Origin of the sequence: Pseudomonas migulae, assembly GCF_024169315.1 — a bacterium.
Taxonomy (GTDB): domain Bacteria; phylum Pseudomonadota; class Gammaproteobacteria; order Pseudomonadales; family Pseudomonadaceae; genus Aquipseudomonas; species Aquipseudomonas migulae_B.
In genome coordinates this window covers 4027509-4042220 of the sequence record NZ_JALJWR010000001.1, presented here as the reverse complement: position 1 = coordinate 4042220, position 14712 = coordinate 4027509, and the positions used below count along the sequence as shown (strand labels likewise).

Below are 14712 nucleotides of genomic sequence, written 5' to 3'. Positions count from 1 at the left end.
CGATCAGCTCCCTTGCAGCGGCTTGGCGTCCTGGAAGAAGTAATCCTTCCACGAATCCGGTTTGTTTTTGATCGCGCCGACGCGGTACAGGAACTCGGCGAGCGGGTAGGTATTTTTCGGCGTGACGCTGAATTCGAACTGTGGGTTGTCGATGATTTTCAGCAGCGCAGCGCGATCGATTTTGGCCTTGGTCACGCGGATGTAGGTATCGGCGGCGGCGCCTTTATCGTTCTGGGCGAATTGCGCGGCTTCGGTCAGCGCCTCGACGAACGCCTTGTAGGTTTTAGGGTTCTCGTTGCGGAATTTCTCCGTGGCGAACAGCACCGTCGGCGAGTTCGGGCCGAGCAGGTCATAGGTGTTCAGCACCACATGCACATTGGGGTTGGCCAGCGCCTGATCCTGGAACGGCGGGTTGGAAAAGTGCCCGGTCAGCTCGGTGCCGCCAGCAATCAACGCCGCCGTGGCGTCGGGGTGCGGAACAGCGATGGTGTACTTGTCGAGGCGATTGAAGTCCTTGTCGCCCCACTGCTTGGCGGCCGCGTATTGCAGGAAGCGCGACTGCACCGACACACCCACCGCCGGCACCGCGATGCGGTCCTGCTCGGTGAAGTCGGCGATGGTTTTGACCTTGGGATTGTTGCTCACCAGGTAGTACGGGAAGTTACCGAGGGAGGCCACGGCCTTGACGTTCTGCTTGCCGTGGGTGCGGTCCCAGATGGTCAGCAGCGGACCGACGCCAGCACCGGCGATATCAATCGAACCGGAGAGCAGCGCATCGTTGACCGCTGCGCCACCGGACAACTGAGTCCAGTCGACCTTGATGTCGATGCCTTCCTGCTTGCCGTACTTCTCGATCAGGTTCTGGTCGCGCACCACGTTGAGCAACAGATAAACGATGCCGAACTGTTCGGCAATGCGGATTTCACCTTCGGCGTGGGCCACGGTCGGCGCCACCAGGCTGCCGGCGATCAGGCTGAAACCGAGGCCGATGGCCGCCGCCAGCGGTGCAAAGGGAAGACGTTTGGACATGATTCGATCTCCGACAAATCAGAAAGGCGCATCGCCCTGAATGGTGGTGCGATACAACTTGCGACGCAGATGACTCGGGCATCCGGCGGCGAGGTGAATCAGCGAGCGGTTGTCCCAGAACACCAGGTCGTGGGGCTGCCATTGATGGCGATAGATGTTGTGCGGCAACACGCTGTGGGCGTAGAGCTCGTCGAGCAGTTGCTTGCTCTCGTCGTCCGGCAAGCCAACGATGCGGGTGGTGAAACCCTCGCTGACGAACAACGCCTTGCGACCGTTTTCCGGGTGCGTACGCACGATTGGGTGGACGACTTCGGCGACCTGAGCCAGTTGCTCCGGGGTCAACGTCGGGCGCCAGTTGCCTTCGAACTTGGTCTCGCTGTAGCGCGCCGTGTACGAGTGCGCCGCCGAGCGACCTTCGACCGCTTTGCGCAGCGCTTCGGGCAGGTTGTCCCAGGCTTTGTGCATGTCGGCAAACAAGGTGTCGCCACCTTCGGACGGCAATTCCTGGGCGTGCAGCATCGAGCCCAGGCTGGGCAGTTCTTTATAGGAGAGGTCGGAGTGCCAGAACTTGCCGGCGTCACCGAGGCCGATGGATTGGCCGTTTTCGACGATATTGGAAACGATGAGGATTTCCGGGTGCCCGGCCAGCAGGAACTGATTGAGCACATGGATCTGCAACACGCCGAAACGACGGCTGAAGTCGATTTGCTGTTCAGGGGTAATGCGCTGGTCGCGGAACACCACAACATGGTGATCAAGGTGCGCGCGGTGAATGCGGGCGAAGTCCTGATCATTGACCGGGCGAGACAGATCAAGCCCGATGATTTCGGCACCGACGGCACCGCTGAACGGGCGGATCTCGAAAATTTGCGGCGCGATGCTTTGAGTTGCAGAGACAACAGACATAAATCACTCCCACGCACGGCACGCTCAAGGGCGCGCGCGTCGATCAGAAACTCACGGAGGTCCCGTGTTGGTTCGTGTCGTGCGGCGCGCCGATTGGTCGGCAGGTACGCAGGAGATTGACTTTATAGATATAAGAACGTGAATTTAAATACCGTTAGCGAATAACCATATGGCTTATTTCGCCTATGCTGCTGACAGGATGAGGCTGCTCACGCTTGAGGGACGCTCAATGTTCTATGTGCAACGCAATGAAGAAGGCCAACTGATGCGCGTGGAAGCCGAGGCCTATGCCGAGTCCACCGAAAGCCTGCCCGCCGATCACCCGGACCTTCAGGCGTGGTTCGCCAGCGAAGTCATGGCCATCGGCTACAAGCAACTGCAGCAAATCAAACAGCTCAAGCAGTTGAAGCAGAGCGATCTGGACATGATCCGGGTACTGGACGACCTGATTCAGGTGCTGACTGACAAGGGCGTGATGCGCATCACTGACCTGCCGGCCGCTGCACAGGACAAACTCATGGGCCGATCGCAGGCCCGGGAGGAGTTGGGTGGGTTGAGTAATCTGGTGGATGAGGATGAGTCGGGGTTGATCTAGCCCCCCTCGGTCATCGTTGTGTGTACTGACGCCTTCGCGAGCAAGCCCGCTCCCACATTGGATCTCGGTCGTACACAAATAGGGAGCTCGCAGAAGATCGACTGTGGGAGCGGGCTTGCTCGCGAAGGCGTCAGCTCAGACAAAGCAACTTCACAGCCTTACTCCCAAGGCTTTGGCTCCCCAAACAACTGCCCCTGCACACCATAAATCCCCATCTCGCGAATCACCGACAACTCCCCTTCGGTCTCGACCCGCTCGGCAATCAACGGCAGATCAATGCTGTGCGCCGCCCGCTGAATCGCCTCGATAAACAGACGCTTGTCACTCTCCTGATCAATCGCACGGATGTAAACGCCGTCGATTTTCAGATACGCCAACCCGAGCCGGGCCAGGTTGCCTATCATGCTGAAGCGTCCACCAAAGTGTTGCAGGCTTAACGAAAATCCGATTTCTCGCAGGCGCCGAGTCAGCTCTTCCAGCTTCGCTTGCTCCGGCAGTTGCTCCTCGCCGATTTCCAGGGTCAGCCGCGAGCCCAGATTGGAGTGCGCGCGCAAAATATCCAGGACTTTGGCCAGCGCCTGCGGATGGGTCAGCGTCGCCGAAGACAGGTTCAGCGCCAGCGACGCTTGATGGTCGGCCATTTGCTCCAGCACCTTCTCCAACATCAGGCGATCCAGTCTTGCAGCCCAGCCGAAACGCTCGAGCCACGGCAGGAATCGACCGGCGGGAATCGCCTGGCCCTGCTCGTCGATCAAGCGCGAAAGCACCTTGTAATGCAGCACCAGTGCCGTGTCCTGACTCGCCACCACCGGCTGGAAATACAACTCGAACCGCCGCTGATTCAGCGCCTCGTCGAGCAAACTGTGCCAGGCATGATGATCATCGCCAAGGCTCGACGCCGCCGTGTGATCCAGGCAGACCCACCTCGAATCGCCCTGGCCTTCGGCCTGCGCCAGCGCCTGATCCGCCAGCCCGAGCACCGCTTGCGGTGAGTCGCCATACATGAACGGCGCCAGCCCGATGTACGCCACAGCGGCCACATCGGTGGCGCCGGTTGCGTGCAGGCTCGCCAGGGCACTGTCGAGGTTTTGCGCCAGTTGCAACGCTTCGGCGTGCACCAACCCCGGCGCCAGCACGGCGAATTCGCCGCCACGGATCCGCGTGACGAGGGTCTGCGTTTCCGGGTATCTGGCGCACTCACGGGACAGCTGCTCAGCGACTGCGATCAGTAAATCATCGGTGTGCTGGCCGCCCAGACGCTGATTCAAGCCAGCGAGATCCCGGACCCGCAGCAGCAACAGATAGCCTGAACTCGCCTTTTCGGGATTGCTCACCCGCGCATTCAATTGCATCTCGAAATAGCGCCGGTTGGCCAACCCGGTCAACGCGTCCTGATAGGACTCGTCGCGCAATTTTTCACTGCGCTCGGCCTGTTCCTGAAACAACGCCTTGAGCTTCTCGACCATCTGATTCATGGCCTGGACCACGCGACGCAATTCAGGCGTGCGCGGCAGGTTGGGCAGGCTGAGGAATTCCCGGCGGGCGATGGCGTGGGATTGCTGGACCATGTAGTCCAGTGGTTTCAGTTGCCGGCGCAACAGCAACGCACCCAGTGCTGCACTCACCGCGCCGCAGAGCAGCAACCAGCCGAGGCTGCCCAAGGCGCTCTGCCAGAGTTTGGCCAACGCGAACATCGGGTGACTGACCACTTCGACCCGGGCCGCCTGCTCCCAGCCACGGCTGACAATCGCATCGCCGCCCGCCGGCTCCAGGCCGATCAGTTTGACGAACCAGTCCGGCACGTTTGTCACCGCAGGAATGCCGCTGCGCTCCACCAAAGTCTTGTCGTTCGACAGATCGACGACGCGGATGCTCGCGTAATAACCGCTGTCGAAAATCGAGCTGACCAGCAACTCGACCATCGCCGGGTCGTCGATGTTCGGCGTCAACGATAGCGCCAGCGCCGTCGCGGCGTCCTGCGCGTGGGAACGCAGTTGATTGACGTACTGGGTGCGCGAGCTCTCGAGGCTGACCATGAAGCTGCCGGTGAAGGCGACCACCAGGAACAGACAGATTGCGATCAACAGCTGTTTGAACAAAGACATCTGAGCGCGTGCTCCTAGTTAATCGTCTCGACCGGAAAACCTTCCGCCTGCATTTTCTTCAACACATCCTGCCAACGGGACAAGCGTTTGGTGTCACCCACTTTTTTGTTGCCCTTGGCACCGGGCAACCACAGCCCTTCGGCATTGAAAGCGTAGACCGGCAGCAGATCGGTTCGTTGGCTGGCGGGCTTGATCCCGTCGATCAGGCTGTCGAGCACCAACGGCATGGCGTCGGGGCTGGCGTAGTAAGTCAGCACCATGTGCGCGCGGTTCAGGCTCACGGCCTTGACGTAGGTAATGCGTAGCTTGTCGCTGGATACGCCGAGGTGGCGCAGGCTGAAATACTTGGCGATGGCGTAGTCCTCGCAGTCACCAGCGCCCTTCCACAAGGCTTCGATCGGGGTTTCCCAATAGTCGACCTCGTGCCACAGATCGATGTCCTCTTCGTAGCGCATCTGTCTATTGAAGAACAGATTGACCACGTTGAGCTGCTCCAGCTCGCTGATCTGCTTCTGCGTGGCAAGCAAATGCTGCCAGGCATCAATGCGCGGCTGCCCTGCGCCCAATGGCCCGTACAACGCCTGCGCCCGGCGGCTGATCAGGGAAAAATCCCAGTCGGCATGCAGACCGCCCGGCAAGACGCCGGCCAGCAGCAACGCGCAGCAGAGCCAGCGCAACGTCCAGGGGATCGCGAAACGTACCGCCAATGCGAGGCATCCAGGTAAGCAGGTGGAATCGATTGATGGTGAAGGGTAGCCGGTTAAAAGACAATGGCACGGTGAGATCACCGGGGCGGGCTAAACTGGGGGGTGTGAGCTGTTTATTCTGCGGGTTTGACAACCTGTCAGGCAGTCACTAGTGTCCTCTTGGATCCAAATTCTTTCAGTCATTCAGGGTGTGTAGTAGTGCCACAGAAGCCCAACCCTCTCAGCAGTATCAAGGTCGCCGGTCCGATTCCCGCTCATCTGGCACGCTCGGTCATCGAAGAAACCCTGCGTGCCGCCATTCTCGATGGCCGTATTCCCTGCGGTACAGCCCTTCGTCAGCAAGACCTGGCCGACCTGTTCGGGGTCAGCCGCATGCCGGTCCGTGAGGCGTTGCGCCAGCTCGAAGCCCAAGCGCTTCTTAACGTGATCGCCCATAAAGGTGCGGTGGTCGCGCCATTGGTTCAGGGCGACGCCGTCGAAACTTACGCGCTGCGGATCCTGCTGGAGTCCGAAGCCCTGCGCCTGTCGATCCCGTTGCTGACCCATGAGGACTTTGAACGGGCCGCCCGCTACATCGATGAACTGGAAACGGAACACGACTACACAGAAATTGGCCGGCTCAACCGCCTGTTTCACATGGCGATGTACTGCAAGGCCCCTAATCGTCGACTGTTGAGACTGGTCGAAGACGGGTTGAACGAAGAAGAACGCTTCCTGCGCTTCAACCTGGAAGCCATGGGCCTGGGCAAACTGTCCCAGGAAGATCACCGTGCGCTGTTGCGCGCAGTGGAAGAGCGCGACGTCGAGCGCGCGATAAAGCTGCTCGAACATCACCTCAATCGGGGCGTCGAGGTCATCACGAACTACCTCAACGGCCCCGAAGCACAAAGCAGAAAAACCTCGAAATAAATCATATCGGCAACCGGAGCGAGCAGATCAACCTGCTCGCCTGCGCTTGCCGCGCCTGCGTGCCGCTATCCCAGTCAGATAATTGCCTCGACCGTATGACGCGTCGGCGATAGCGGCTGCCTTGATTTACGCTCACTCTTGGCCTGCCAACCAATAATAAACGGGTGACGTACCGCGTCAGCGGCGCAGTCCCCGCATCAAGAACCTACGGAAGGAGTCTTGTCACGGGAAAGGAAGCATCGGCATCCCGGCCAACTTCCACCCCTCAATCACACTAACGATCACCCTTGGAAAGTTGCTTCGAGTGAGGCATTCACTCTTTATTTCGATTTCGACTTATATAAGCCGGAAGGAGCAACTACGCCCAAATAAAACTTTAACCAAAAGTCTTATTGGAACTTGTCACGCCCGGGAAAACTGAACTTAAAATTAGTGCAAAAATAACTTGCCCGAAACTTTATTCGTGTATTAGCTTTTCTCCGCGACCACTGGACACTGGCCGCAACGCTGCAGCCACACGACTTATACGCAACTTATAACGATCAATTAACTTGAGGCACTCACTCGCCTTCAGATTATTTAATCGCCCGTGAATTATTGATCGCAACTCCACTCCGGATTACATATAGGCTCGACATGAAATCGACTAAAGACCGTCTTAATCAGAAGAAAGCAGAACTGAGTGCGCACCCGATTTTTTCTGAAATACATTCGCTTTCAGTACTCCAACGCTTCATGGAATCCCATGTATTCGCGGTCTGGGATTTCATGTCGCTGACCAAGCGCCTGCAACAGGAGCTGACCTGCGTCCAGTTGCCCTGGCTGCCGCCGAGAGATCCGCAGGCTGCCCGACTGATCAATGAGATCGTGCTGGGTGAAGAGTCCGATGATCGGCCGGCTCAGGGTCATTACAGCCACTTCGAGTTGTACCTGGATGCGATGCGCGAAGTGGGTGCCAGCACGGTTGCCGTCGAGCGCTTCGTGGCCCTGCAGCAAGAAGGCGTGAGTTACGACGTGGCGTTGCAAAGCGTGGACATCGACCCGGCGGCGGCGCAATTCGTGCGCCACACCTTGCACACCGCGCTGCATGCGCCCGGCCACAGCGTGGCGGCGGCGTTTCTGCACGGACGCGAGAGCGTCATCCCGCAGATGTTCCAGCGCATTCTCGACGATTGGGGCATCGGCATCGAACAGGCGCCGACCTTCCGTTACTACCTGGAGCGGCACATCGAAGTCGATTCCGAAGACCACGGCCCGGCCGCGGAAAAACTCCTCGCGCGGCTGGTCGATGGCGATCCACAACGGGAAGAAGACGTCTACGCCAGCGCCCTGGCGGCCGTGGAAAGTCGCATCGCCCTGTGGGACGGCCTGCGCCTGAGCATGAGCGAACCGGTGGCGGAGGTGAACGCATGAACGCCGCCGACTACCAATCCTTCGCCGACGCCTGGGAAAGCCGCGCGACCATTCGCACTCGCCCGCGCCGTATGTTGGAAAACGACGAAAAGCTGATCTACCCGCTCAGTCGTCAACCGCTGGTGTTGAGCGAAACCTTCCTGCGCGAATGCCCCGAACAACGGGATTTCGCCCTGGTGCAGACGCTCTACAAATTCATCAACGACGTGGTGATTTTCGAAACCGAGATCGTCGACAAAACCGCGCGCAGCATCGCCAAGAATCGCTTCGCCGTGACCTTCCCGTTCGCCTGCCGTTACGACGCCATGACCGTTGTGGTGGACGAGGATTACCACGCGCTGGTGGCGATGGATTTCATGCAGCAAACCGTCGCCATGACGGGGATCACGCCGATCGAACTGCCGGATGAAATCGAGTTGAGCCGGGCGATTCCGGCGGCTGTTGCGCTGGCACCGGAGCATTTGCGCAGCGCCGTGGAATTGATCTGCGTGGCCATCGCCGAAAACACCGTGACCGGCGACGTGGCGGCCTTCGCCAAGGACGACACGGTCAAGCAATCGATCAAGGGCTTGATGGCTGACCATTTGCTCGACGAAGGTCGCCACTCCGGGTTCTGGGCGCGGCTGGTGCGCATCTACTGGCACACCGCAAGCGAAGAAGACCGTCAGTGCATCGCGCAGATTCTGCCGGTGTTCATCGGCCATTACCTGACCAACGACATCCAGAAATCCTTCGACTTCCGCCTGATCGACGCCTTGCAGATCAGCGACGCCGCGCGCCGCGCACTCAAGAACGAAGTGTCGGGGCTGGCCTTTCCGATCAACCGCCATCACCCGCTGGTCGCCAACATCGTGCGGTTTTTCCACAGCAGTTCGCTGCTCGATTCGCCCTGCGTTCAAGCAGCCTTGAGCGACTACCTGGTTTAACGAGGAGCACATCATGAGACGTCTCGACATTCTGCTCATTGGGCAGAGCCAGGCCCTGACCGACCTGGCGCAAGAGCTTGAACAACACGGTCATTCACTGACGCGGCTGACGATTCTCGACCAGCCGCCATCGGGAAATGCTGATTTGCTGATCGACGATGCCAGCCTGTCGTTCCAGCCGCTGGGCGATGTGCCGCGACTGACATTGAGCCTGGGGGTCGGAATGCGAGGGGATTCAGGTTTGCCGCCGCTGGACCTGCTGTGCCTGTACGGTTCGACGCTGCTCACCCGCGTGCCGATTGCCGACGAACCTTCGGGCAACGGCCAGGCGCTGCGTCTTCGAGCGGTGGCGGAACTGGTGGACCATGCAGCCTTGCTGGTCAGCCGTTTCTCCCGGGATGCGGACTATTTCCTGCTCGCCGAACCAGCGACTGCCGTTCATTTCGAACAGGTGGAAAGTCTGCTGTTTTCAGAACACCTGGCCTTCATCCACCGTCTCAATGCAACCGCCAACCCCGGCTTGCTGCAACTCGCTCAGGTGCCAATGATCGAGCGCCTTGAGCAGCGCTTCATTCAGTCCGCCGAAAGACCGGCGCTGAACCTGGCCGGCACGTCCCTCAGCTATCGCCAACTGCACGCTCACAGCCGTGCCATTGCGCAGCGACTGCAACCGCTGCTCGAACGGCACGACGGGCCGTTGGTGGTCGGCATCTGCCTGCCGAAATGCAGCGCATTGTATGCGGGGATCCTGGCGATTCTTGGCAGCGGCGCGGTGTACCTGCCGCTGGAGCCGAGCCATCCGTTGCAGCGTCAGCAATACATTCTGTCGAACGCCGGCGCCGTGCTGTTGCTGCACGACGGACAGCATCCGCTCGCATCCGGGATGCTCAGTCTGGACCTCACCAAGATCGACGTTGAAGGCGCAGATCTCGATCAACCGTTGATGCGCCAGCGCCCTGATCTCGATGCGCCGTGCATGGCGCTCTACACCTCGGGCACCACCGGTCACCCCAAAGGCGTGTTGCTCAGCCAGGCTAACCTCGCGCACTTCACCGCGTGGTACGCCGACTATGTGCAACTCACCGAACAGAGCCGCGTACTGCAGTTTTCGTCATTGAGCTTCGACTCCTCGTTGATCGATATTTTCCCGACGCTGCTCCAGGGTGCCGAGCTGATCGTACCCAGCGACGATCAACGCCGTGACCCGCTGCAACTGGTCGAACTGATCCGGCACCAACAGCTGAGCCATGCATTTTTGCCACCGGCCTTGCTGAGCATTCTGCCGCTGGATCAGTTGCAGGTGCTGGACCATGTGATGACCGGTGGCGATGTCTGCGAACCCTATGTCATCGAGCAACTCACCCGTCAGGGCAATCTCTACAACCTCTATGGCCCGACCGAAGCCACGGTGCTGATCACCGCGCGGCAACTGCGCGCTGGCGACAGCAACCGCACCCTCGGCGCACCGATCGCCAACAGTCAGGTGCTGATTCTCGACGAAGATTTTCAACCAGTGGCCGAACAGACCGTCGGCGAGTTGTACATCGTCGGACCGGGGGTGTGCCTGGGCTATTTGAACAATCCGCAGCAGACCGCCGAACGTTATCTGAACCTGAGCCTGCCGAACGGTGAGAGCCTGCGTGCGTATCGCACCGGCGACATGGCGAAGTGGACCGGCGCAGGCATCGAGCTGTGCGGACGCCGGGACAATCAGGTAAAGATTCGTGGCTTTCGGGTCGAGCCGGAAGAGATCGAACGCTGCCTGCGCGACAGTCAGCTGTACCGCCAGGTGGCGGTGGTGATCGACAGCCAACGGCGCATTCTCGCCTTCCTCGCCCAGCCCCAGGAGGATCAAACCGGTGCCGCACGCGAAGCGCTGAAGGCGCACGCCACGCAATTCCTGCCGGATTACATGCAGCCCACCGCCTGGACCGAACTGACGAGCATGCCGTTCGCCAGCAATGGCAAGGTTGACCGCAAAGTGCTGCTGGGGCTGCCCGTCAGCATGACCGAAAACCCGTCGCGGCGTTTGCCCGCCAGCGCCGATGAAGCGCTTCTGCTGGAGATTTGGGCGGAACTGCTGGAGCTGCCAGCCAGCGATATTTCCACCGACGAAAGCTTCTTCAATCTGGGCGGCCACTCGATTTTGCTGTCGCGCATGCTGCTGCGTCTGCGTGAAGAGTTCGGGCGTAGCATCTCGATCAACCGCTTCATCGAACTGCCCACAATCGCAAAACTGGCGACGCTGGTGCGCGGCTCCGGCACTGAAGAAGTGCTGAGTGAACAAGCCATGGCGGATGCCTTCCGCGAGCTGGATGTGCAGCCGTTGCCGGTCAGCCGCATGGGCGATGTGCACAAGGTGATCGTCACCGGCGCCAACAGTTTTGTCGGCGTGCACATCGTCGAGGCGTTGCTGGCCTGGGGCGCCAGCGAAGTGGCTTGCCTGGTGCGCGATGGCGGCGGGCAATCGGCGGCCGAGCGCTTTGCTCATGCACTGCGCGAGAACCGTCTGGAGCATCTGGATCTCAGCCGGGTGCGGGTTTACGCGGCAGACATCACGCGGCCCTCACTCGGGCTCGCCGTGGAGGTTTACGAGCGACTGGATCGCGAGTTCGGCGCACTGGTGCACAACGCCGCCAACGTCAATCACGTGCTCGATTACGAGTCGCTGGCGCGGGACAACGTCGAGCCGATTTTCGAGTGCCTGCGCTTGTGCGAAGGGCACAGTAAAAAGATCTTCAATTTCGTTTCGACATTGTCGGCGTCGAGCACGATTTCCGACGACGGCCGGGTGCTTGAATTGCCCGCCGCGCAGACCCCACCGATCTACATCAAGAACGGCTACAACCTGTCGAAGTGGGTCGGTGAGCGCATCCTCGAGCGGGCGCGGGAACGCGGCGTTCGGGTCAATGTGTATCGCCCCGGCAACATCAGTTTCAACAGCCTCACGGGTGTCTGCCAACCGCACAAGAATCGATTGATGCTGATGCTCAAGGGCTCGATCCAGCTCGGTCAGGTGCCGGAGTTCGCGCTGAATTTCGACCTGATGCCGGTGGACTTTCTCGCCCGTTTCATCGCCTTCCACGCCAGCCGTTATTCGGCGGAAAAAGCGGTGTTCAACCTGCACAACCCCGAACCCTTGAGTTGGGACGATTACGTCGCGTCCTTCCGTGAGGCCGGCCGGGAGTTCTCCATGGTCAGCGTGGCCGACTGGCAGCAGCAACTGGGCCGGGTCGACAGCGACAACGCGCTGTTCGGCGTACTCGGTTTCTACCTCAATGGCTTCGAGGAAGACATCGGCGATATCTCGATGATCGGCCACGACAACGCCCAGGCCGGCGTGCGGCAGATGGGCACGCACTACCCGGAAAAATCCCCGGCGCTGCTGCGTCGCGGCTGCGACTACCTCAAAGAAATCAACTTCATCTGATTCACTCAACCGGAGCAAAACCATGAAAACCCTGCAACCCGATACCCTGATCAAAAACCCTCAAGGCTGCCACGTCGTGTCGTCGGTGGACGTGCCGGCCGAGGCCACGAACGTGTGGGCGGTGGTCGGCAACTTTGCCGGCTTCGATCAATTCATCCCGGCGTTGTCGCACATCGAGATGACCGGCGAAGGCGTGTCGTCCCTGCGCAAGAAATTCTTCAAGGACGGTAACCTGGTGGTCGAGCAACTCAACTCGCGGGATGACCAGGCGTGGAGCATGACCTGGACCACGATTTACAACACACTGGGCGTGGCGAATTTGTGGGCGGCGATGACGGTTGAAGCGCTGGGTGAAGGCAAGTCCCGGGCGACCTGGACCATCATTGCTGAACCGGCTCAGGGCGGCGCGGAGGCACTGCCGGGGTTCAAGGGGTTTGTGCAGGGGTTTGCCGATGATGCGATGAATAATGTGTTGAAGCTGTTTGCGTAGAACACATTTTGTCGTTGATGCGGAAGTCCCTTTCGCGGGCAAGCCTCGCTCCTACAGGTTACTCGATACCCTGTAGGAGCGAGGCTTGCCCGCGAAGAACGATAACGCGGTCCGACAAACCTGAATCAGATCTTGAAGCTATCAACCAACTGCTTCAACCGATTCGCCTGCAACGACAACGCATCACAATCCTTCAACGTTTCATTGAGGTTGGCCACGCTCTGCTGGTTCAGCAGGTTGATCTGGTTGACGTCGACATTGAGCGTCTCCACTACCGCAGTCTGCTCTTCCGTCGCAGCAGCCACCGACTGGTTCATCCCATCGATTTCGCCGATGCGCTGGGTCACGCTGACCAGACGCAAACCGGCCTGGTTCGCCACTTCGACGCTCTCTTCGCTGGAGACCTGACTGGCGTTCATGGTGGTCACCGCTTCGCGCGAGCCGATCTGCAGCGAAGTGATCATCTTGTGAATCTCCTCCGCCGACTCCTGCGTGCGATGGGCCAGGTTGCGTACCTCGTCCGCCACCACCGCAAAACCACGTCCGGCTTCACCGGCGCGGGCCGCTTCGATGGCGGCATTGAGGGCGAGCAAGTTGGTCTGCTGGGAGATGCCTTTGATCACATCGAGAATGTGCCCGATGTTGTCAGTGCTGGCGTTGAGGGTTTCGATCTGCGTGCAGGACAGACTGATTTTCTGCGACAGCTCGGTCATGGCCAGAATGGTTTTTTCCACCACCAGACGACCGTCATCCGCCTGTTCGCTCGCGCCGCTGGCGTGCTGCGAGGCATCGGCGGCGTTACGAGCGATTTCCTGGGTCGCTGCGCCCAACTGGTTGATCGCCGCCGCCACGCTGTTGGTGCGCGCACTTTGCTCGTCAGAGCCGACGATCGAGGCGTTGGATGAGGCCATGACCCGTTGCGACAGGTCATGGACCTGGCGAGTGGCCGACGACACCTCGGAAATCGATGCGTGTATCCGCTCCACGAACTGGTTGAAAGAACCGCCCAGTTCGCCGAATTCGTCTTTGCTTTCCACGGACAGACGACGGGTCAGGTCGCCTTCGCCCTGGGCGATGTCCTGCATCGCGCGCCCCATGGTGGTCAGCGGACGCATCAGCACGTTGATCAACAGGCTCAGCAGCACTGCAATCACGGCCACGGCGATGAACATCGCGATCAATGCCGAGGTGCGGAATTGGCTCAATGGTGCGTAGGCCTTGTCCTTATCGATCGACAGACCGATGTACCACGCCGCATTCGGTAAACCGTTGACCGGAGTGAACGAGAGGATGCGCTCCTGGTTGTTCAGGGTAACTTGCTGATTACCCTTTTCGATGCGCAAGCCCGCGTTGGGGTAGATGTCCTTCAGGTTCTTCATGACCTGGTCTTTGTCCGGACTGACGATCACCTGACCGTCGGCGCTGACCAGAAACGCATGGCCGATGCCGCCGAAATCCACCGAGTTGATGATCTTCACCAGGGTTTCCAGGCTCAGGTCACCGCCGACTACGCCGAGTAGTTCGCCGTTCTTTTTCACCGGCATGGCGATGGTCACGACCAGGCCACCGACGGCGGCCATGTAAGGCGGGGTCAGCATGGTTTTGTCAGCGACAACGGCTTGCTTGTACCACGGCCGCTGACGCGGATCGTAGCCGTCCGGCATCTTCGCGTCCGGGCGCTGGGTGAAGACGCCATTGGTCTGGCCGACGTACGTGAACTGGAAGTTCGAGGTGAAAGCCGGCTGATCAACCAGCCCCGGCAGATCGGCTGTGGCGCCTTGATGAGCGACGTTCTGCGCGAGGTTTTCCAGCACCAGCACGCGGCCGCTCATCCAGTTCTGCACGCTGCTGGCGGTCAGGTCGCCGGCTTGTTGAACAGAGGATTCGAGGTTTTGCCGAATGGTATTTCGCTGCAGATAGTCGTTGTACAAAGTGAACAACGCAAAAGCCAGCACCACGACGCCGGAGGCGGCCAACAGGATTTTATGGCTGAACTTGAGATTCATTTCATGGGACTTCTATGCAGAAAGTGGGGATGCGGTCCGGGTTGCAACATTCCATGTACAGCTCGAGCGGCATTCTGTGACCGCTCTACTTTGGTGCACGCATGTCTCACCAGTCTGTCGGCACAAACCGGATAAATCTTAGGAGCATGTACGAAATGGCCGGCATTTCCGTCAGATACCCGCCGAACGGTGTGCT

General features: G+C 59.7%; 11 protein-coding genes. 6 read left to right on the top strand and 5 right to left on the bottom strand.

Annotation, left to right across the window (positions count from 1 at the left end):
• Positions 1 to 3 precede the first annotated feature (3 nt).
• Together J2Y86_RS18610 and J2Y86_RS18605 are read right to left on the bottom strand one after the other, a co-directional pair.
• The gene (locus J2Y86_RS18610) at positions 4 to 1029 is read right to left on the bottom strand and encodes an ABC transporter substrate-binding protein (protein WP_253434501.1); all 1026 of its coding nucleotides are present in this window, start codon (positions 1027 to 1029) and stop codon (positions 4 to 6) included.
• Between the two features lie 18 nt (positions 1030 to 1047).
• Complete coding sequence (locus J2Y86_RS18605; RefSeq protein ID WP_253434497.1) at positions 1048 to 1935, bottom strand: TauD/TfdA dioxygenase family protein; 888 nt, start codon at positions 1933 to 1935, stop codon at positions 1048 to 1050.
• A 229-nt stretch (positions 1936 to 2164) separates the two neighbouring features.
• Between J2Y86_RS18605 and J2Y86_RS18600 the strand changes: the two genes are divergently transcribed.
• Positions 2165 to 2530: a tryptophan synthase subunit beta gene (locus J2Y86_RS18600; RefSeq protein ID WP_253434495.1), complete on the top strand. Its 366-nt coding sequence runs from the start codon at positions 2165 to 2167 to the stop codon at positions 2528 to 2530.
• 158 nt (positions 2531 to 2688) lie between these two features.
• Here J2Y86_RS18600 and lapD read toward each other — a convergent pair whose 3' ends face one another.
• Both lapD and lapG read right to left on the bottom strand, forming a co-directional pair.
• Entirely contained in the window at positions 2689 to 4635 is a 1947-nt protein-coding gene (gene lapD, locus J2Y86_RS18595) for a cyclic di-GMP receptor LapD (RefSeq protein WP_253434492.1), read from the bottom strand.
• A 14-nt stretch (positions 4636 to 4649) separates the two neighbouring features.
• Positions 4650 to 5342, bottom strand: coding sequence for a cysteine protease LapG (gene lapG / locus J2Y86_RS18590; RefSeq protein ID WP_253434489.1), 693 nt, complete (start codon positions 5340 to 5342; stop codon positions 4650 to 4652).
• 198 nt (positions 5343 to 5540) lie between these two features.
• On the opposite strand from lapG, the gene J2Y86_RS18585 reads away from it, so the two are divergent.
• From J2Y86_RS18585 to J2Y86_RS18565, 5 genes are all read left to right on the top strand, one after another.
• Entirely contained in the window at positions 5541 to 6251 is a 711-nt protein-coding gene (locus J2Y86_RS18585) for a GntR family transcriptional regulator (protein WP_253434486.1), read from the top strand.
• Between the two features lie 636 nt (positions 6252 to 6887).
• Positions 6888 to 7664, top strand: a complete 777-nt coding sequence (locus J2Y86_RS18580; RefSeq protein WP_253434483.1) for a DUF3050 domain-containing protein — start codon at positions 6888 to 6890, stop codon at positions 7662 to 7664.
• Positions 7661 to 8590, top strand: coding sequence for a diiron oxygenase (locus J2Y86_RS18575; RefSeq protein ID WP_253434481.1), 930 nt, complete (start codon positions 7661 to 7663; stop codon positions 8588 to 8590). The genes J2Y86_RS18580 and J2Y86_RS18575 overlap by 4 nt, the downstream gene beginning before the upstream one ends.
• A gap of 13 nt (positions 8591 to 8603) precedes the next feature.
• Positions 8604 to 12020 carry a non-ribosomal peptide synthetase gene (locus J2Y86_RS18570; protein ID WP_253434478.1) on the top strand — a complete coding sequence of 1139 codons (3417 nt, stop codon included), beginning with the start codon at positions 8604 to 8606 and terminating at the stop codon, positions 12018 to 12020.
• 22 nt (positions 12021 to 12042) lie between these two features.
• Complete coding sequence (locus tag J2Y86_RS18565; RefSeq protein WP_253434475.1) at positions 12043 to 12510, top strand: SRPBCC family protein; 468 nt, start codon at positions 12043 to 12045, stop codon at positions 12508 to 12510.
• Between the two features lie 125 nt (positions 12511 to 12635).
• Here the strand turns inward: J2Y86_RS18565 and J2Y86_RS18560 are convergent, their stop codons facing one another.
• Complete coding sequence (locus J2Y86_RS18560; RefSeq protein WP_253434472.1) at positions 12636 to 14516, bottom strand: methyl-accepting chemotaxis protein; 1881 nt, start codon at positions 14514 to 14516, stop codon at positions 12636 to 12638.
• Positions 14517 to 14712: the final 196 nt, after the last annotated feature.